We start from the raw sequence: 20381 nt of genomic DNA, 5'->3' as shown, positions 1-20381 counted from the left end.
ATAAAGCCAATTCAGCCGTCAGCAGGCCATTAGCCAAACCACGGACACCGTCTGTTCCAAATAATCTTGACATCAGAGCAAGTCTAAATCACGTTTTGATATCGAAGTGAATAACTAGGGCGTGTGCCGTTGTTTACTGCCCCGCATGAAGTAACCGACGATGCGCTGAAAAGGTGAGTGTCCGGCGATGGAAGCTAGCGGGCTAGGGATTTCTTAGTGCCCGGTTTCGGGTTTCTGAAGGGCCGCTCATGGAAGTGGCTAGTCAACGCTCTTCTGGAACGGGGCAGTAGCCAGGGGCGACAGTAGCTTCTGAAATGCCGCTCTTGGCTACTGGAGTGACTCGCCTCGAATCAGCACGGGGACAATCTAGTGGGCTAGTCGCCACCGCGGGACGCCGTCGGTCCGGGCCGCGGGGGTGGTACTCTCTGACGGGCGGAAGAGCCCGGAGAGACGGTGGGATCCCATGACATACCTGAATATCAACGGGGAAGAACTGTATTCGGAAATTGCCGGTTCGGGCGATCCCGTCCTCCTGCTGCATGGCGGCTTCTGCTCACTAGAGTCGCTGCGCGGGCAGTCTGATGCGTTGGTACAGGACTACCAGGTCTTTGCCTTTGAGCGCTCCGGACATGGCCGTTCGGCTGACATTGACGGCGACTACAGCTACGCCCGTGGCATTGCCGACACCCTCGCCTACCTTGATGCCCACGGTCTGGAGTCGGTGCATGTGATTGGCTACAGCGATGGTGCGATTATTGCCCTGTTGCTGGCCCTGGAACATCCGCAGCGGGTGCGCTCGCTGGTGGCCATCAGCGCCAACCTTGACCCCTCTGTCTTCACCCCCACAACTGGTGACGGCCCCCGGCTGGACTCCCCGCCGTCGTCCTCCCATGAGGGGGAAGCCAAGCCGGATCTGGAGCGGATGCACTATGGACGGCTGTCGCCGGATGGCGCCGAGCATGCCGACGCGGTCCTTGCGAAACTCATGAGGCTGTGGACCAGCGAGCCGCAGATCGACCCGGCCAGCCTGGCCGCCGTCAGCGCACCGACGCTCATCATGTCCGGGGACCGGGATTCGATCCCGCCGGCCCACAGCCTGCTGATCGCGGCATCGATCCCGGGCGCACAGCTCGCCATAGTGCCCGGAACCGGCCACGGCCTGATTGCCGAACGGCCCGAACTCATCAGCACCCTGATTCGGGACTTTCTGGCCCGGGCCTGACCTGCTTCAACCGTACGGCCGCTAACCCCGCGAGCGGCGCAGCAGCCACACAAAGTAAGGGCCGCCCAGCAAGGCAATCATGAGTCCGGCGGGAATTTGAGCCGGTGAAATCAGGGTCCGGCCCAAAATATCGGCGACGGACACCAACAGTGCGCCCAGCAGCATCGAGACTGGGATGAGCCGGCCATGCCGGGCACCCACCAGGGCCCGGGCCAGGTGCGGCGCCACGAGTCCCACAAAGCCGACGGCACCGATCGCCACGACGCTCAGGGACGCCAGAACGGCGGCCATGGCCAGCAGGAGCAGGCGCGTCCGGTCCGATCTAATCCCGAGGATGCGCGGGGTGTCCTCGTCGATGGCCAGCAAATCCAGCTGGCGGCGCATCAGGAACAACAACGGCACGGCCACCAGTAGGCCAATCGCCACCGGAGCAACGTCGGGGAACGTCCGGCCATAGGTAGTGCCGGAGAGCCAGGTCATGATCCGGGGCGTGTTCCACGGATCGGCACGCAACAGCAGGAACGTGGTCAAGGCGCTCAGCCCATAACCGCAGCCGATACCGATCAAGACAAAACGATCCGGCAAGAATCCGCCGCGCCACGCCAACAGCGCGATCAAGGCAAAGGTTGCCAAGCCCATGACCACCGCCATGATGATCAGCAGTGGGCGTCCGCCGGCCCCGGAGGTCACCACGCTGACGGCGCCCAAACCGGCGCCCGCTGTGATGCCCAGCAAACCGGGCTCCGCCAAGGGGTTGCGGACGGTGGCTTGAACCACGCAGCCAGCCAAACCCAGAGCAGCACCGGCCAGGGCAGCGGCAGCCACTCGGGGGCCACGTTCATCCAGAGCCCGGCCAATCAAATCGGGTGCGGCGCCTTGGAGCCACAACACAATGTCGCCCAGCCGTAGCCACAGGCTGCCCGCCAACAAACCAATGACAAGGGCCACGAGCAGTAGTCCTGCAGCAATCGAAAGGGCGGCCACAAAGCGGCGGCGGGAGTGAATGCCGATGCGGGCGTGGGGTGGTTGACGGATCGGGCCCGAATCTCGCATGCGCAGGGCCAAGACAACGATGAGTACCGCGCCGAGCATCGCCGTGGGAATTCCGGTGGGGATGGAGGTGGCGCCTTCGGCGCTGAGGATACCGCGCAGCACAGCGTCTGCGAGCAGGATCAAGAGTGCGCCAAGTAGCCCGGACAATGGCACCAGCAGCAGATGCCGGTGCAACGCCTGGACACGGTTGGCGATCAAGCGGGCCAGCACTGGGGCGCCCAGTCCCACAAACGCGATGGGGCCGGCCAGGGTGACCGAGATACTGGTCAGTAGCACGGCGGCGATTACGGCGATCAGGCGGGTGGAACGGATGGGCACGCCGAGGGTCGCTGCGGTGTCGTCGCCGAGTTTGAGGACGTCGAGCCGGCGGCACAACAGCAATGCCGCGCACAGGCACACGATGATGACGGGGGCTGCCCGGACGGAGGCGTCAAGGTTGAGCTGAGCTAGGGAGCCGCTACCCCAGGCAAACAGGCCCGTGGTGTTTTCCTTGAACAAGATCAACATCATGGCCGTGGCGGCATCCAACGCCATGGCGGTGGCGGATCCGGCCAGAATGAGCCGCGTGGTGCCATTCCCGGCACTATTTCCTGCCAGACCCAGAACCAGGGCCGCGGCCAGCAAGCCGCCCACAAAGGCAACGCCGCTGGAGGCCCACAGCGGGACGGCCAGGCCAAAGGCTGCCACGAGTGTGAGCGCAAAGTAGGAACCAGCCGTGACGGCCAACGTGTCCGGGGATGCCAGGACATTGCGGGTGACCGATTGCAGCAACACGCCTGCCACACCGAGGGCAAAGCCCACAGCGACGCCGGCAAACAAGCGGGGGAGGCGCGAACCCGTCAACACATCGCTGACGGGTACGCCTCCCACGTTCTCTTGCGCGCCGGTGAGCAGGCGCAGCAAATCGCGGGGGCCCACGCCGGAAGTACCCTGGGTGATGTGCCACAGGCCTACGGCCACAATGGCGAGGACCAAAACGGCCAGAACGCCGACCCCAGCGGCAGTGCCACGGGGTCCGGCGTCGGGCTTCATGGGCAAGCTCTCAGGTGGTGCCGTGTGGGTGGAGGTGCTCACCCCTGGAGAATGGCGTTGACGAAGGCGTCAATGGCCTGCTGGCACGACAGTGGTCCGCCGGCGCCCCAAACACCCGCCGGGAATGCGTAGGCGCGATCTTCCTTGACGGCCGGAAGCGCGGACCAGATCGGGTTCTTGGTCAGCTCTTTGACGTAGCTGTCGGCCGTGTCGTCATTGGAATAGAACAAGTTCGCCTCGCCCACGGCGGTCAGGCCCTCAATGTCGGTCATGCCCAGTCCATAGGCCGGGTCCACGCCGCCGCTGCCGTAGCTCTTGTCGATCTCATCGGTCCAGGCGGCGGTCATGCCCAGCTCTTCGCCGAGCTCGGTGAACAAGGCACCCTTGCCGTACGGGCGGACGACGACGTTGCCGCCCTCGATCCAGCCGTCAAAGAACAAGAAGCTCGACGTCGGCATGTTGGCGGCCTGGACCTTTGCCTTGGCGTCGCTCAGGTATGCATCAAAGCTACCCAGGACCTGCTCGGCCCGCTCTGTGCGGCCCGTGGCCTCGGCGATCATGGAGAAGACGTTCTTCATGTTGCCGATCTGGTCGGCGCCATTGGCTCCGAGGGTGGCGAGCACGGGCACGCCGCGCTTCTCCAGCGTGGTGATGAGCTCATCGTCGGCGCTGAAGGCCTCGACGATGATCAGATCAGGGTTGGCCCCGTAGAGCGTGTCCAGGTCCGGCTCGCCGCGGGTGCCGATATCGGCGACGCCCTCGGGGATGGTCTCGGCGCTGACGTAGGTGCTGTAGCCGGCTGAGTCGGAGACGGCCACCGGGGCGACGCAGAGCGTGAGGGCATCCTCAATCTGCTGCCATTCCAGTACAGCAATTCGCTGGGCGGGCTTCTCGAGCTCCACGGTGCGGCCCACACCATCTGTCATGGATACGGCGTCGGTGGACGTGGCGGTGGTGTCGGCGCTGCAGTCCTGAGACGATGCGGCAACGGTGTTGTTTCCGGCACCGTCAACTGTAGTGGTGCCGCAGCCGGTGAGGGCGAGCGCAGCAACGGCCAAGGTGGCCGCTGCGGCAGCCAAGGAAGGAATGCGGGGCATGGGGATACTTTCGGGTTGGTAGAACGTAGGGAAAATTAAGCGAGCTGGGTGGCCCGGGCGCGAGCCCGGGGCGTGTGGCGCCCGATCGGATCGATGCGCAGGCGACTGCTACCCTCATCGAAGCTGACCTCGACGCGGACGGAATACACCTCGCCAATGTTCTCGGCGGTGAGCACCTCGACAGGATGACCGGATGCGTGGATCCGGCCAGCGGACAAAAGGATCAGATGGTCGGCGATTCGAGCCGCCTGATCGAGGTCGTGCAAGACAATGCCGACCGCAACGCCGTTATCGTCTGCCAGATCACGCACCAGGTCCAGAGTCTCGATCTGATAGCGCAGGTCAAGATGGTTGGTGGGCTCATCCAGCAGGAGTACGCCGGTTTCCTGCGCTACACAGGCGGCCAGCCAGACACGCTGCACCTCGCCGCCGGAGAGTTCGCCCACCGAGCGCTCGGACATGGATCGCACGCCCGTGACATCCATAGCGTGGTCGATCGCGGCGCGGTCTTTGTGCGACAGTCCGGCAAAGCCGCGGCGGTGAGGATGGCGGCCGAAGGCGACAACCTCTCGGACCGTCAGGCCCTGCGGGGCCGGCCGGGACTGTGAAAAGAGCGTGACCTCCCGGGCAAATTCACGCGCGGAAAGTAAGGACGTGGACTTGGCCTTCGCCCTGTCACCTTGGCTGAGGGTGATGTTGCCTTCGTGCACCCGATGCAGCCGTGCCAGAGAACGTAGCAGCGTAGATTTTCCGCTGCCATTGGGACCAACCAAGGCAGTGACCTGTCCGGGTTCGAGGCTGAGGGAAACCCCCTTCACCACAGTGTCGCGGCCGTACTGCAGGACGAGGTTTTCACCGTTGAGTGAGGTCGACGGGATCATCGGGGTGTGCCGATGTGGACTGCGGTAGCTGGCAGATCAGCGGATGCACTGCAAAGGGTGGACATGGTGCTACCTAGCTCAGAATAAGGATAATGATCACGCGCGAAACTAAGTTAGGTTCGCCTTGCCTAAGTGAGTATATGGCTCGCGTGATCTGTCCGCAATCTGGAGTTTAGGACACGCGATTCGCTTTTTCGGACACCTCAGCGCTGGGGCTGGATGAAGTATCTGGGCTCTGTTAGTGAGCTGCGGTGGGAAGCGAGCCGGGTGTGGTCCCCATGACGGTGCGGAATGCGGCGATGAACGAGCTCGGTTGTGCGTAGCCCACCATCTCCGATGTGGTGCGGACGTCCCACCCATCGGACAGCAGTGCCAGTGCGCGGTGGACCCGCAGCACTCGCCGCCACTGCGCGAAGGACAACCCTGTTGTGTGACGAAATGCGCGGGTGATGGTCCGTTCGCTGAGTCCCAACAGCTGGGCCCAATCGTCGAGGGAGCGTCCGTCTGAGGGATCCTTGAGGAGAATCTCGGCTATGGGGTCAATTCTGTGATCGCCCGGAAGTTGCAGTTGAAGTTGCCGTTGTGACGGTTGCAGCACATCAAAAACCACTGACTCTGCCCGTTCCCGGGCGTCGCTGGCAAGGTCTGTGCGGGCGAGATGCTTCAGCAGGGATTCGAGGAGGGGAGCCATGGTGATGACGGTGGGATTCTCAAAGGCCACGGGAATTCGGTGGGGAGAAAAGAAGGCGCTGTGGAATTCAATGTTCGCGGTGAGCCGCCCGGCGTGTACTTGACCGGCGGGCAGCCATAGCCCTTCGCCTTCGGAGACGGTAAAGATCCGGTCCCCAATGCGTGTGGTCATGGTTCCGCCGCGCGCCCACACCAGCTCATGGAGGGGATGCGAGTGGGGTTCCCACTCGAGTGGAGCTTGGGGTGTTTCCGATTCAGTAAAAATGACAAACGAGTCGCGTATATTTGGCGGCAGGCTTTGTCCGCGGCGAACGACCGTGCTTGGTTCGCGTCGCCACGCCCCGTGCCCGGCATCGATGAGCGGCGGAAGGGTCATTCGAGTGAGTTTACCGGAGGGGTATGAGGTGGCGTCCCGCCGTCGCGCTTTTGAGGCAGCCGAGGGTTAGAGTTCCAGCGGCTGCTCGGTCCAGGTCACGGATGCGGTAGTGAGGTGCTGGAGGACCTGTTCGTAGAATTCATCCACGGCCTCACCCAGCGACTCGGCCACGTCTTGTCTACCTGAGACGAAGACGATGTCGGCCCCGCCGTTCCCACGGGCCTGGACCGCCACACTGAATCCGCCCTGAAAGTAGTGGCCGCTTTCGGAGTCGTAGCCCAGTCCGGTCAGCCAGCGCTCAAGTAAGATCTCGAGCTTTTCCGCGTCAGCTCCCCGCAGATTCATGGCGAGGCGGGCCACCTTGTCCAGACTGGGATTCTCGGGTCCCCACACCCATGCAAAGTTCATGGCGTAATGCTCTGGCCCTTCGGTCATGATGCCGCTGAACGTCTCCAGTAATACGGGGTGGTGGTGGAGACTTTCATGAGTCCGGAGCGTTCCAGGATCGGTCGTGAGTATTCCGTGGAGTCGCTGTGGACCAGTGTTTTGCCCATGGCGAGGGCGGATTGGGCACGGGCTGCCGTCAGGGCGCGGTAGATGCCGCGGCCGCGGTAGGCCTCGAGGGTAGCGCCGCCCCAGATACCGACAAAGTGGGTGCCTTGCACGGGTTCGAGCCGGCCGCAGCTGACGATCTTCCCGTCGACCTCGGCGACCCACAGTTCCATGCCGTCCTTGCGGGCCAGCCGGGTCAAAAGCGAATCGGCCATGCGGGTGCTGACGGGCTCGCCGAAGGCGGTATCCGCCATGGCGCTCATGGCCCGGACGTCGGCCTCGCTCGTCACCTTGCGCAAGGTCACGCCGTCGGGCACGGGGACATCGTCGCAGAGGCCTTCGAGCGGGCCCACCATGATCGATTCCGGATCATCGGGGAAGAATTCGTTCGCGAGCAGAGCCTCGTGGAGCCCCGGTGCGTCATCATGCGTGCGCACCTTCCACTCCACCTTGTCGATCTCGGGATTAGTGCGGTAGAACTCCAAGGCCTCCGCCACGAGGGCGAGCATGTCCTTGGCCGCGGTGCCGCCCAAGTCGCGGTAGGTGATGAAGCCGAGCCCGCCGGCATAGATGGCCAATCTCAGATGCCCCAGACGGGTCACGCTGATCGCGGTGGGAGTTTCAGCGTCGGTGCGAAGCTGCTCGTCATACGCTCTGAGGTACTGCTCTTTGATAGTCATCAGGCTTAGCTTGTCAGGTGCGGACGGTCTGGGCAACCATCCGTCCGCGCCTAGAACACGCTTGCTCGGTTATGCGACGGGAACCTTGACAGAGCCCAGGGCGTGGTTCTTGATCGCCTGGAATTCGTCGGCCGTGAGGACTCCTGCATCGAAGAGTTGCTTTGCCTTGGCGATTTCATCGCTGGGGCTAGCCTGAGCCACGCTACGGATGTAGTCCTCGGCAGCGGACTGGTTCTCTGCAACGGTGTGAAATTTTCGTTCCGCCATGCCCTGACCGCGGGCGATCAGGTAGATCAGCGAAGTGACGAACGGGATGAGCACCAAGGCAAAGAGCCAAATGGCCTTCCACCATCCGCTGAGCTTCCGGTCGCTAAACAGATCGGCCACGATGGAGAATAAGGCGATGAGATAGGCGATGAAAATGACGGCCGAAAAAAAGACCCAGATGATATTCCAAAAAGACGACCAAAATTCCATAATATTTTCCTCAGATTTTCCGTTGACCATGTATTCCAGGGTCAGTGATTCAATGAACTCAGCCGTAGGCCGTCCTGTAATTATTGAGCCGAAGTTTCATGTCCGCCTAGGATTCTGACACCAACGAACCAGTTTTCACCAAGGATTGATGATGCTGCTTTGAATTACAGTCATGGAACCAGAATCAGCCACCCACGAGTCGCTGGTTCTTCTCCGCGGCCCGTTGTGCCAAGCGCTTCTTGAGGAAAATTATCGGAAGCAGCCAGGCGCCCAACGTGGTCACAATCCAGACGAGCAACGCTGCGAGTATCCACGTGGTGAAACCAGAGATCACCAGCCCGTTGGGGAAAAGCTGGGCCACGATCAAGGCAGCCAATGTGGACAGCAGGCCAATCCCTCCCAGCGCAGCCGGAACATAGCGGTTCGTCATTCGGAAAATGAACGGGGTCAGAATGGAATTTGTAATGGCAAAAACCAGAACTGCCACCATGAAACCATTGGCCATTAAATTGAAATCTGACAAGACCCATGAGGTGACTAGAAGGCCCAAGGCTGCGGTGACAAGGTATATTGCTGCGCGAATCAGGAAAATAATCATGCGCTGATCTTAGGAACTGCCGGTATTCCTTGGCCATATTCGAAGGCCTCGCACGGCAAATATCATCAGGTATTGATGGGACTAGCGGCGATTCTCAAGGCGCCATGCCTCTGCCCCAGCCATGGCGTCTTGCAGGGAGTTTCCCACGCGTCGGCGGGCTTTGAAAACGTGGCTCTTGCCGATCCTGTGCAGGCTTCCGGTCACCGCCAATTGACCGTAGACTTTAGCGCCAACGCCCGCCAACATCAGCGTGCCACCTGCGGTCTCCAGAGCCGCCGCATAACGTTCCAAGGTCTTGATGAAAGTTACGCCCAACTCATCCTTGCCCCGCAAACGGATAATAACCACGGTTCCTTCACAGCTCGCCGGAACCTTTGGCAGCTGCTGCTCGAAGATGGGTGAGGCGGCAAAGAACAGGCTTCCATACGGCACCAAGACCACCAGCTCGCCGGTACTGAGCACCTGCGGGGGTGAGCTTTCATAGGGAAGGGCACTATCAACGTCGAACTCCCAGCGGCGAACCACGATCCGGTTGGACATCCGCGCAATGTGCAAAATGACGGCAAGGCCTACACCGGTCAACACCGAGTATTGCAGGGGGATCAGGAGTGTGAGAATGAAGGTGACGGCCAGCACCGTGGCCTGAATAGGGCCAGTCCGCCACACCATGGTCAGGTCATGGATTTTAAGCGTTCGAAACCCCACCAAGATCAAGAGGGCAGCCAGGGCAGGCATGGCCATGTAGCCAATGGTGCTTCCCAAGGCCAGAATGCACGTGGCCATCGCCGCGCCGGCAACCAGGTTAGCCAGCGCAGTCTGAGCACCGGCAGTCCGTACCAGTGCGGTGGCTGACATGGAGCCGCCAACCGGCATGCCTTGAAAGAGCCCTGTCGCTAGATTTGCCATGCCCTGGCCACGAAAATCGGCCGACGAATCCGGATACTGGCCATCAGGGTTGGGGATAGAGCCGCTGATGGCAGAACCCTGTACCAGTCCAACGAGCGCTAGTGAAAGGGCCGGAATGATCAATACCGGAATCATGGAAATGCTAGGTAATTCCAGGTCAGGAAGGGAAGTGGGCACGGTAGCCACGTCCCCGAGAAGGGCCACCGTGGAGCCCCAGGGCAGGAGGCCCAGCAGCGCAGCCGCAACCGAACCGGCAACGACGGCCACCACCATGGACAGGGCCCCTAAACGAGTTTTTTCCAGCATCAGGATCAAGGCGATAGTCACACCGCCAACTATCAGGGACTGAGCGTTCAATTCCAGGAGGTGTGTGAAAGTATCTACAGTTTTCACCAATCTGTTGTCCCCGTCGCTGGAATACCCCGTCAGATTGTCGAATTGTCCAAGGATGATGTTGATCGCCACAGCATTGATGAAACCCACCAAAACCGCCGTGGGAATAAATCTGACGAGTGAACCCAGCTTGGCCAGTCCCAGACCCAGCATGATCAGGCCTGTCAGTAACGCAAGGGTGGCCAGAGCTGCGGCAGATTGCTCAGCGTCCTGTGTCTGGGGGATGTCGGAGATCACTACGGACATGGCACCTGTTGCTTGAACGGTCATGAAGGCCGAACCCGTGGCCAAAGCGCCACCCACCGTCCCCACCAGATACCCGTAGAGTCCATGGAGGGGGTTGACTCCGGCTAAAAGCCCGGCGGCCAATCCGTCGGGGACACTTTCGATCCCCAACACCAGACCAGCCTTAATATCCGACTTGACCGTTGTTTTATTTCCAAAGCGTTTGAGATAACGCCGTAGCGGGGCCGTTGTTAGAACCATGGAAGCTCGGCCAGCGACTTTTGAATCTGCATGAATGCCAGCAGCGAGAGGAAGATGGTGCTCATATTTGCATTGTTCTTGACAATCCACCCGCGCATCCGCTCCAGCACGGGGCCAGCCTTCTCACGTTGTAGCAACGTGAGTATCACCGGTACGGAAAACGGGACGATGCACAGGATCATGAACACGATCAAAAACGTCATAGACACCTGGGTTGAGAGATCAGCCAACCTGATGTCCAAGGCCGCCACGGCGGCGCAGGAAAGATTGATGGGATTCAGAAGGAAGATTCCCAACCCTAGGCAAAATGACCTTGGCGCGGTAAAAGTATCCACGGTTTTCAACCACCCTGGCAGCTGTGGAGCAGCAGCCACGACGTCTTCCAGAGAATCTGCCCGGGCCATCGCGGTGAGTTTGAGCCTTGATCGGCGGTAGGTCCACACGGCACCGGCCACCAGGAAGAGTCCGAAGATGAACCGGACAACGGGGACCCAAGCGGGTGGCTCGGCGGTTAGGTCAACCTCGATCCGGGCAAATATCCAGTAACCAAGTCCTACTGATATGAGCACGGCGCACGTCCAGCCAATCCAGTACATGATTCCGTTTTGCTGTGAATTGCGAGACAAAAGCACGGCAATCATGGCGATAATGGCCAGGGGGCTGGCCACGATACCCAATAGGGCCGGAATCAATTCCCATGCGAGATCAATCATGACGGATCCACTCTGTTGGAGGCAGCCGGGGTGCTGTTGAAACCCTGAGACAGGGCAGCGACGGCTTCACGGTTGGTTGAAAATTCTTCTACCTTGTTTAGTAGATTCAAGGACTCAAGCTGGACACGGAGGTGAGGACGCAGTCGGGAGTACGCCAAACTGATCCCGTCCCTCTGCAGCCGGGCTATGATTCCGGCAAGGGCCTCGGCTCCTGTCACATCGATGTCGCTCACGGCTTCAAGATCAAGAACGACGACGTGCAGCTCCCCGTAGGTGGGATTACGCAGCTCCATAATGCGGTCGGCTAAAACAGTGCCGTTGGCAAAGAAAATCGGCGCAGCCATCCGCACTACCGCAATGCCGGGCGCCGTGCGCCGGATCTCGGCAGCACCCTCCGTTAGCGAAACGGTCGGATCATCTTCACCCTTTAAAACGTCAATGGATGGGTTTGCCGCCCTGCGGACGAGGTTGACCAGCGACAGTACAAATGCGAGGAACAAGCCACCCAACGGACCCACAAGCAAAACACCAACAAAACAGGCCACGCCGATGGCAAACTCGGAGCGGGAGGAACGCCACAGCTCGCGCATTTCGCCGATGCCCAAGAGCTTGAACACGGCAACGGCAACCACAGCGCCGATGGCTGGTGACGGGATCTGGGCCAACAAGGCGGTACCGAACAAAAGCAGTAAAAACGTTCCAGCAGCCATGACAATACTTGGCAGCTGGGTGCGGGAACCGGCCTGGTCCATGGCCGCCGTTCGAGAAGTGGAGGAACCCATGGCAAAGGATCCGGATATTCCCGAGGCAATATTGGCCGCGCCGAAGGCAAAAAGGTCCTTGTTGGGTTGGGTTGAGTAGCCATTCTTCTCACCGTAGGAACGGATGATCATGAGACCTTCGGCGATTGTGACCATGGTCAGCGCCAACGCCGAGGGGATCAGCGTCAGCCAAGCGGTCAGGTCCACCCTCGGAATACTGAACTGCGGTGGGCCGCCCGGTACCTCGCCTAGTACGGAGACTCCTCGGCCTTCCAAACTAAACATCACCGTAGCGACCGTGGCTAAGACAAGAACCACCAATGCCCACGGTATGGCGGGAAGAAAATGGCGGCCCAGCAGGAGCACCATCAAGGCCCCCGCGCTGAGCACCGCCGAAAAGAGATTCACCCCGCCAAGTCCTATAAGGAGAGCCCACAAATTCTCGACAAACTCACCGCCGGAATCAATTTTCACGCCCACCATCTTGGCGGCTTGACTGAGGAGAATTTCCAAAGCCAGACCACCCACGAAGCCAACCAGAATCGGCTTGGACAAGAAATTGGCGATGAAGCCCAATTTAAGGAACGAGGCGGCAAAAAACATCAGTCCGCTCAACAGTGCCTGCGCGGCAGCCATGGCCACGAAGTTTTCCGGGGCAACCCCCAAACCCATGAGGGAAGAAAAAACGAGGGCGGCTGCGGCTGCATCGGGCGAAGCAACTACCTGCCGAGAAGAAATAAGCAGGGCGTAAATGATGGTCGGCACAATAAGCGCGTACAGGCCTGCGCTCGCAGGAAGCCCGGCGATCTGCGCGTAGCCAATGTTCAATGGAACGGAAATAGCCAGCAAGGTGATGCCGGCCGTGGCCTCCCTGACGAAATTGCCCCGGTTAAGTCCCGGTAAAGGTCGTTGCATGGATGTATTGCCTTTTCTAGTTCAAAGTTCCGGTCAGGTCATGCTCAACGATGGGTGTGTCCACGCACTGTTGGCTGGGCAGCCATATGCGGCGATCACTTGGTGTCTACGTTCGGCGATTTGCGGCGACGATGGAACAAGGAAGTCCACAAATCATCAGTTGGTGATGATTACCCACCCCGTGGCCACAGGCAGGATGGAGGCAAAGATTGCTAAGGAGAACACATGATGGATGCTGGCGACGCAGCTTTGCAGGAATCAACCATCACTTGGGTGAGAATTACTGGTGGCCGCTTTCCTATGGGTTCGAGCGACTTCTATCCCGAGGAACGTCCCGAACACGAGCAGGCTGTTGAGAGTTTTGAAATAACACAAACGCCTATCACCAATGCCCAATACGCTGCCTTCGTGGAGGCGACCGGCTACGTCACGCTTGCCGAGCGAGGACTGGACTGGAAATCATTCCCGCACTTGGGCCCCGACGAGCTTGCTCCCGGTTCGTTGGTTTTCATACCACCAACGAGCCCCGTTGACCTGCGGGATTGGCATTTGTGGTGGACCTGGTTACCTGGCACCCATTGGCGAGCTCCATTGGGACCTGGAAGCAGCACGAGAGGAAAGGAAACACATCCTGTCGTACATATCGCCCATCAGGACGCTTCCGCCTATGCCACCTGGATCGGCGCGCGCCTTCCTACCGAAGCGGAACAAGAATTTGCCGCCGGGGGAGGACTGAAACCCATGCCCTACAGCTGGGGGAGAGAGCGGGATCCCGCTGGGGTTGCCATGGCCAATACTTGGCATGGCAGATTTCCCTATCTGAATTTTGGGTCCAGAGGCTGGGTGGGAACATCCCCTGTGGACGCCTTTCCGCCCAATGGATTTGGCATCTTCGACTGCATTGGAAATGTCTGGGAATGGACAAGCGACTTCTTCACAGAATCTCACGCGCAGGGCACCGGACAGGAACCGTATAAGTCGCCGTTGCTCGGTGAATCAGGCAGGCCAATCAACGGTCCGTCGGGTTGGGAGCGCGAGAGTCTTGAGATTCCTTGTCGGGTCATCAAGGGAGGTTCCCACCTCTCAGCTCCGGAATATAGCCTCAGTTACCGGCCCGCGGCCCGCACTGCTCAAGCAGAAGATTCAGCCCGATCGGATCTTGGCTTTCGCTGTGCCCGTTCCGCTGCCCCTGTCCAAAGGGTCAGAGTCTGATGAAAAAAGTTCTGGAAGCTAAAAACCGGCCCAAAAGACCGTATTCCCTTATAGGATTCAGCACATGGGGGAACAAGAACTGACATTTAAGGAACAACTTCCATGGTTTTTGGTGTCACCGCCACAACCGGGAAACGCGAACAAGGTTCGCATCAGACTCAATGCCTTGCTCGACGACGTTGTATGTAGATATCCCATTACGCTGCTTGCGGCCCCCTCTGGCTACGCCAAGACGGCCACACTGTCGGCCTGGTCTAGGGAAAGTCAAAGCCGTGTTGCGTGGTTGACCCTCATCTGGGAGGTCTGCGAATCAGAGGCGTCGCTCCTTTCGGGTTTGCTGAGCGCCTTACATCGGCTGACACCCCAGCTCAGTGAGAACGAAGCCGCAAGTTTGGCTAGAGTCCACCTGAATTCCACCGGTACGCAGCAAACATTAGAGCAACTTGCTACCTTTCTGGTGGAGCTGCAGGAACCAATTGTTGTTGTCATCGATGATGCGCAACTAGCAGGATCGGCTCTGGCCGAAGGTTTTGTCCGCACACTAAGTCATCACTGCCACGGCCGCCTGCGTTTTGTGCTGGCCGGGACACCGGAACTAAACCAGCACTTCAACCGCTTGTTAGCTGAGGGCACAGCCGGCTATCTGGGACCTGCAGATCTGGCCATGACAAGCCATGAAATTGCCAAGGACTACGAAGAAGCTCACCTGCCGCTGTCTGAAGGTGGCGCCGCCCAGATCTTGCAGGACACCGGCGGCTGGCCTATAGCAGTTCAACTGGCGCTCCTCAGCGCCCACCCGGATCGCGGAGGGGCAGCACCTATTGCTGGCGCCGTATTGACAGAGTTCGTGGCGACATCCATTCTGGGGCGGCTGCGCCCAGAGCTAGCGGACTTCATTTTGGCCGCCACAACTTGTGTGCGTCTGGACTCACGGCTCGTGACGCTCGTGACAGGGGCAGCAAATGGTGAAGCACTCCTAGAGGAATGCGCCAGCCACGGAATCTTCCTCGACAGATTCCCCGACGAACACCGACGCACCGTGTACCAATGGCAAACTCAATTTGCTCAGCAATGCCAATTGCTCATGAGCCGCAACGATGCCCAACGCTGGCGCCGGCTCCATTCAGTGGCGGCCTCCGGGCTGGCTGGGCATTATCCATCAGAGGCCATCACGCATGCATTGTTGGCTGATGACCACGACCAGGCGTTGGAGATACTGCGCAACTCATGGCTCCGCGTCATGATCGACTCGGGGGCCGGTCTGCTCCACGGACTAGCTCTGCAGGTGGCCGAGAGGGAGGAAGTCAATGCCGAGGTACTGCTGATTCGGGCGTGCTGCCTTGACATGCTGGGGGACGTCGCAGGATCCCTCATGCTCTATGCCCAGGCACGCGGCTTGGTATCCACCATGGATTCCGTGGATCCGGGCTTACGCTCCACGATGGTTTTTGCCGAACTTTTCTTAGCCAATGAGGCTCAGGCGCTCGCAGCAGCCGTCGATGAAGCACGGGCCACCATGGAGACTAGCAGCCGCGATGCCGTCAGCAACGCCGCCCAGCAGTTCTTCCTGGGTTGGACCGAATTGCGCCTGCGCCGGAATCCGGCAGCTGCTGTGCGCTTACTCAGGTCAGCGCTGCGACAGGCCGAAGACGCTGGCCTTCAAAACTTGGCCCGAAGAGTGAGAGTAAATCTCATGTTCGCCCTGAGCTATGGCGGGTACTTCTCAGCGGCCAGAGCCGTTATGGATGAGGCGCATGGATCCGGCACTGAGATCGGTGAATGGAACCGATACGACGGCGGCATCGAGTGTTTTGCCCGAGGCTTTACCGACTATTGGCAAGGCAGGCTTCCTGAGGCGAAACAGGCCTTCTCGGACATGGTGGACGGAGGCGGGCATCAGGCCTCCTACACGGCGTTGGCAAGACTATACCTAGTGTTGTGCACGGTTGGAATCGGTGACGCTCGGGAGATTCGCATAGCGGAGACCCTGATTGAAGGCATCAGCCAGTCAGAACAGCATGGTGTTCCGTGGCACATTTACCGCACCTTGGCCACAGCCAGCCTGCGGGCCGCAACAGGAGACGCTGTTGGGGCGTCAGATCTCATGGGGGGCTTCCGCGCAGTTGAAAATATTCCGGTGGTTCTGATAACCGCTGCGGAAATTCATCGTAAAGCAGGGCGGACCTCGGAAGCGATGGCGCTCTTAGGTGGTATTGCCGCGCCCGGAATGGTGTCTTACGTAGCAACCGGTGCGCTTGTCACCTCCGCCCTGATTAGTCTGGAGCGTGGCGAGCGGGACGAGGCGCATCGCAAGCTTGAACAGGCACTGGATATTGCGGCAAAGGAATCGATCGTCCGCCCGTTTATGGAAGCAGATGACGCCCTGGTGCGGTTCATGACCGAGCACGCTGCCTGGGGAACGGCCCATGAGGAATTCCTTGCGGCTCGAATCTCCCACGGCAACCTCGGGGTATCGCGGCAGGAGATTCTCGGCTCGCAACTGTCCACACGAGAGCTAGAGGTCTTTGGTTTCTTGTGCACAACCAAAACAGCAGATGAGATAGCGGCGGCCCTTTTTGTCTCGGTCAACACGGTCCGGACCCACCAGCGATCCATTTACCGCAAACTAGGCGTCAGCACGCGTAGAGAAGCTATTCGCCACCGCGTCTAAAAAAGTTGCTGCATCTTGGCCAGGACGTTCCTGGCCAAGATGCAGCACCAAGCCAGTTCAGCCAACCGGCAGCGGGACTGCTACATCAGATCCGCCTTCCAAGGTCACCCGTTCGCGCATCTGGGAGAAGATCGGCGAACCCGTAAATCCCCCAGCAAGGAGCGCCTGCCCCAGCGTGAAATCTTTGACTTTGGCCAACATCTCCTGCGGAACAAAACCAAAGACTTCGCCCAACTCCGCCAAGTCCCTCGGGGCATTGATGCGCATGAGACCCAAGTTGTCACATTGGGAGAGCACATTGGGGTGGATCTTGGTGGGCCGCTGTGTGGACAAGAAGAGCCACAGCCCAAATTTTCGGCCTTCTGCCGCAATTTGAATTAACTGTTGGGTGAGGGCATGTTCCACGGGGGTAACGGGGTTAGGCGAGCAGATGTTGTGGGCCTCGTCGATGACAATAAGTACCGGCTTGCGCTGGTGGCGAGTTGTCCACAGGTGTTCAAGTACGGCCAGCGCTGCCACCTTGGGCTCAGAGGGATCGCCGAACCCGCCCAAATCCATAACGGTGGCGCGTGGCCGGGTATCGATGATGTCGTTGACAGAATCGCCGCCACGGGACCACAGATCCCATTCCAAGGCGCCAAGGTTTTCAATCCGCAAGGCCAGCTTCGCCTGCCCTGGATCGCCGGAGTCTCGCAGACCGCGGATGTAAGCGTCGCCGTCGAAGGTCTTCACATCGGCTTGGGCGTGCAGGAGCACATTGTATTCTTCGGCGTCGGCAATGGGGTCCAGGCGGAGTACGGCAGCCTTGGACGCCACGGAGAGATCAATGAAACGGGCGCGAAGTTGTTCGCCATGAGCCTTGGTGGAATTCAAGATGCGCATAGGAGTCGCCGCAATTCGTTCAGCCTCCTCTGGGCTGGCCCCGGGCCGGGCAACATTCAGGCGGGTGAAATCTGCATTGGGATCCAGAATCAGAAGAGGAAGTTCGGTAGTCAGCAAAAGCTGCTCCAACACCACGCCAAGGGCATACGTCTTGCCGGAACCGCTTTGGCCACACCAGAAGGTGTGACGATTGAAGCGCTCAGCCCTTAGTTGGACTGATTCACCGTGGTTGTCGACGGCTACGCCGATAGTGATGGTGGTCATGGTTGCCTACTTTTCTTCAAAACGGTGGACGGCAGGCAGGGGGTAGCTGCCGTTGATGATGGAGACATCGGGTTCGTACATGCGCAGCAAGGGGCGGAAATCTCCCTCAGGTGCAGGCAGCCAGTTGGCTCGCCGCGCCGGATCGATCGGTTCTTCGGCGCCCAGGTAGATGTCAATGGAGCCGTCAGCATTGGAGATTAGGCCCGAGGTTCGATCGCCAATGGAGTAGCGTCGGGCAGAATTATCCACGAGGAAGAACTCCGGGACCGAGTACATGGTCAGAGACCAAAAGGCCCCTACAGGGGGCGCCGGATCAAAATGCAGCACGTAGTTATTGCTGCCCACGAGTTGCTCCCCGTCAGCGTCAACATAGATGGTGGCGTAGGCGGCTTCATAGGCGTGGTTGCCCCACAGTCCGGCTAGGGCGGCCGCTGCGCGTAGCGCAGGGCGCTGCAGAGGGTTCATTGAGGTGTATAGCGGCTCATTCAACGTACCGACTTCAAAAAAGTCAACATTGTAGTCAAAAGCGTGGTTAGCCAGACCCCAGCCTGTGGCGGTCAGCGCCTGCCCCGTGCGCAGGAACTCAGCCAGGGTGTTCTGCGCGCCAGCTAGTGCGCTGGCCACTTCGGCGACAAGTGCGCCGTCGAGCCCGACATAGGGGCTACTGCCGCTCTGGGTAATTCCCAGTGGTGCGAAGCCTGCAAGTGCCGTGGCATCGCGGTCCGCGGGAGGGAACTCCTGAGACCACAGGCGCAGCTTCTCCAAGAAGAGTAGCTCCTCCGGAACAGCTGCATCCGGCACAGGGATACCGCGAGGAATGGCTTCGCTCTCCAGTTGCTCCAGCAAGGTCGCGTCCTGGATCTGATGAACGGCGGAAAGATCATCCGGCCCGGCACATGCCCAACGGCCCACAATGGAGACAATCCTGGTGGGTGCCGTGATGACCGTGGTCCCGGGAGGCGTCTGGCCAGACCAGCCGTGAGGAACTATGAGAAACGTGGCGGCCCCTGTTCCTGTTGCCCGATGGCCCACATAGGCAAAATTATTGGTCCAGGCGTCCACAAATTGCAGAACGTAGTACCGGCCAGCGGTGTCAGGGACACTCAAGAGCAGCGGCCCTACGCTGAGGTCAAGCTGCGCCATGGAATAGAGGGTGTCGTTGTTGATGGAGACGAAGGTGTCGGCCGGGCCGGCGAGATTACGGGCGTGGCTGAAGGTATTGAAAGGGGCCTGAGGATTGGCGCCCACCCCGTCCTGAACGTAGCGGAGCACCTGGTCCAGATTGAAGACCAGCGGGATTCCGAAGATATAGGCAGGTTGCACGGCTGAGGAGTCGAGTGGAGGCATGGGCTGTGTTCTTCTTTCTCTAGCGGGGGCAAGCGCCACCCGCGGGGTCTTCTTGAGAATTCCACAGAGCCAGTTTGCCCCGCTATGTTTTTGCCGATCTTGGAGGTCATAGGAGCCTGAAATCATCAACCGTGGATGATGCCACCTGAGCCAATTCCGTCAACGCTTAAGTCATCACATTCAGGACCATCAGAAAGGGTGTCCACCCGATGACGCCAATACATGTAAACACCGATAATTTTGTCCGGGCGGAATCCGATCGCATGTTTGCGGCCATCATCCACCAGGCAGGAGGGGTGGGCTTGTGGAGCCATGGGAAGGTGCCAACACCGGTTCATGATCAGCCGATCATCCGGATGAATAGGGACACCCTTTACAGTGCCGCAGTGATCGACATCTCCGAAGATGCTGTTCTGACTGTCCCTGACGTGGGTGAGCGCTACGTCTCCGTCATGATTGTCAATCAGGACCACTTCATCAACCGCGTCTATCACAGCCCGGGGCGATACACGCTCACTGCAGCCGAGTTTGGCACGGACTTTGTTATGGCTGCGGCACGCATCCTGGTTGACCCGGAGAATCCTGAGGACGTAGCTGTGGTGAATGCCTTGCAGGACCAGCTGCACCTCTTATCGCAGAGCTCCCGGCCCTTCGAGCTGGAAGCCTACGATGAGGTTTCGCTCAACGCCACCCGGTCCTCGCTCCTGGCTTTAGCCCAGGGAATCTCCGGCCTGGAACATTGCTTTGGCAAGAAAGAGGACGTGGATCCCATTCGTCACTTGATCGGCTCCGCAGCGGGTTGGGGCGGTTTGCCGGAGGCAGAGGCTTCCTATATCAATGTTTCTCCGGGTCTGCCAGACGGAAAATATGCACTCACCATCGGTGACGTGCCCGTTGATGGATTCTGGTCAATTTCCCTCTACAACGCCGAGGGTTACTTCGAGGAGAATCCGCAGGGTGCGTACAGCGTCAACAACATCACCGGTAGCCCGAATGCCGATGGCAGCTTCACCGTGAACTTTGGTGGCGCAGCGGAGGACCTCAACGCGCTGCCCGTCATGGACGGCTGGAACTATTTGGTGCGGTTGTACCGCCCTCGCAGTGAAGTGCTCGACGGCGGCTGGAGCTTCCCAGCGCTGGCTCCAGAATCCACCCCAAGCCAACTCTGAGAGG

The 20381-nt window shown here is 59.8% G+C and carries 17 protein-coding genes; 4 read left to right on the top strand and 13 right to left on the bottom strand.

Annotated features, from left to right (window positions below):
- Positions 1–463 precede the first annotated feature (463 nt).
- Positions 464–1222, top strand: coding sequence for an alpha/beta fold hydrolase (locus tag CVS30_RS12650; RefSeq protein ID WP_110485689.1), 759 nt, complete (start codon positions 464–466; stop codon positions 1220–1222).
- Positions 1223–1243: 21 nt separating this feature from the next.
- Here CVS30_RS12650 and CVS30_RS12645 read toward each other — a convergent pair whose 3' ends face one another.
- The 11 genes from CVS30_RS12645 to CVS30_RS12595 form a co-directional block, all read right to left on the bottom strand.
- Positions 1244–3307: an iron ABC transporter permease gene (locus CVS30_RS12645; protein WP_110485698.1), complete on the bottom strand. Its 2064-nt coding sequence runs from the start codon at positions 3305–3307 to the stop codon at positions 1244–1246.
- A gap of 38 nt (positions 3308–3345) precedes the next feature.
- Complete coding sequence (locus CVS30_RS12640) at positions 3346–4404, bottom strand: iron-siderophore ABC transporter substrate-binding protein (protein ID WP_110485688.1); 1059 nt, start codon at positions 4402–4404, stop codon at positions 3346–3348.
- A gap of 35 nt (positions 4405–4439) precedes the next feature.
- Positions 4440–5285: an ABC transporter ATP-binding protein gene (locus CVS30_RS12635; RefSeq protein WP_110485687.1), complete on the bottom strand. Its 846-nt coding sequence runs from the start codon at positions 5283–5285 to the stop codon at positions 4440–4442.
- Positions 5286–5523: 238 nt separating this feature from the next.
- The gene (locus CVS30_RS12630; RefSeq protein WP_110485686.1) at positions 5524–6351 is read right to left on the bottom strand and encodes a helix-turn-helix domain-containing protein; all 828 of its coding nucleotides are present in this window, start codon (positions 6349–6351) and stop codon (positions 5524–5526) included.
- A 66-nt stretch (positions 6352–6417) separates the two neighbouring features.
- Positions 6418–6759 (bottom strand): hypothetical protein, encoded by a 342-nt coding sequence (locus CVS30_RS12625; RefSeq protein ID WP_146233396.1) that lies wholly within the window; start codon positions 6757–6759, stop codon positions 6418–6420.
- 23 nt (positions 6760–6782) lie between these two features.
- The gene (locus tag CVS30_RS12620; RefSeq protein ID WP_110485684.1) at positions 6783–7583 is read right to left on the bottom strand and encodes a GNAT family N-acetyltransferase; all 801 of its coding nucleotides are present in this window, start codon (positions 7581–7583) and stop codon (positions 6783–6785) included.
- Positions 7584–7652: 69 nt separating this feature from the next.
- Entirely contained in the window at positions 7653–8060 is a 408-nt protein-coding gene (locus tag CVS30_RS12615) for an SHOCT domain-containing protein (protein ID WP_110485697.1), read from the bottom strand.
- Positions 8061–8244: 184 nt separating this feature from the next.
- Positions 8245–8658 (bottom strand): phage holin family protein, encoded by a 414-nt coding sequence (locus CVS30_RS12610; RefSeq protein ID WP_110485683.1) that lies wholly within the window; start codon positions 8656–8658, stop codon positions 8245–8247.
- 81 nt (positions 8659–8739) lie between these two features.
- Complete coding sequence (locus tag CVS30_RS12605; protein ID WP_110485682.1) at positions 8740–10443, bottom strand: SulP family inorganic anion transporter; 1704 nt, start codon at positions 10441–10443, stop codon at positions 8740–8742.
- Positions 10434–11156: a GAP family protein gene (locus tag CVS30_RS12600; RefSeq protein WP_110485681.1), complete on the bottom strand. Its 723-nt coding sequence runs from the start codon at positions 11154–11156 to the stop codon at positions 10434–10436. Before CVS30_RS12600 ends, CVS30_RS12605 begins: the two co-directional genes overlap by 10 nt.
- Positions 11153–12832, bottom strand: coding sequence for a SulP family inorganic anion transporter (locus CVS30_RS12595; protein ID WP_110485680.1), 1680 nt, complete (start codon positions 12830–12832; stop codon positions 11153–11155). Before CVS30_RS12595 ends, CVS30_RS12600 begins: the two co-directional genes overlap by 4 nt.
- 225 nt (positions 12833–13057) lie before the next feature.
- Between CVS30_RS12595 and CVS30_RS12585 the strand changes: the two genes are divergently transcribed.
- Both CVS30_RS12585 and CVS30_RS12580 read left to right on the top strand, forming a co-directional pair.
- Positions 13058–14044: a formylglycine-generating enzyme family protein gene (locus CVS30_RS12585; protein ID WP_245934587.1), complete on the top strand. Its 987-nt coding sequence runs from the start codon at positions 13058–13060 to the stop codon at positions 14042–14044.
- A gap of 64 nt (positions 14045–14108) precedes the next feature.
- Positions 14109–16715, top strand: a complete 2607-nt coding sequence (locus CVS30_RS12580; protein ID WP_110485678.1) for a LuxR C-terminal-related transcriptional regulator — start codon at positions 14109–14111, stop codon at positions 16713–16715.
- 57 nt (positions 16716–16772) lie between these two features.
- Here the strand turns inward: CVS30_RS12580 and CVS30_RS12575 are convergent, their stop codons facing one another.
- Positions 16773–17861 (bottom strand): ATP-binding protein, encoded by a 1089-nt coding sequence (locus CVS30_RS12575; protein ID WP_110485677.1) that lies wholly within the window; start codon positions 17859–17861, stop codon positions 16773–16775.
- A 6-nt stretch (positions 17862–17867) separates the two neighbouring features.
- Positions 17868–19208, bottom strand: a complete 1341-nt coding sequence (locus tag CVS30_RS12570) for a DUF1254 domain-containing protein (protein WP_110485676.1) — start codon at positions 19206–19208, stop codon at positions 17868–17870.
- Between the two features lie 209 nt (positions 19209–19417).
- Between CVS30_RS12570 and CVS30_RS12565 the strand changes: the two genes are divergently transcribed.
- Entirely contained in the window at positions 19418–20377 is a 960-nt protein-coding gene (locus CVS30_RS12565; protein WP_110485675.1) for a DUF1214 domain-containing protein, read from the top strand.
- The last annotated feature ends 4 nt before the right edge of the window (positions 20378–20381 follow it).

It is taken from the genome of Arthrobacter psychrolactophilus, assembly GCF_003219795.1.
GTDB classification, from domain to species: domain Bacteria; phylum Actinomycetota; class Actinomycetes; order Actinomycetales; family Micrococcaceae; genus Specibacter; species Specibacter psychrolactophilus.
Note: the sequence above shows the minus strand (reverse complement) of the source record. Positions and strands in the feature narration are given on the sequence as shown.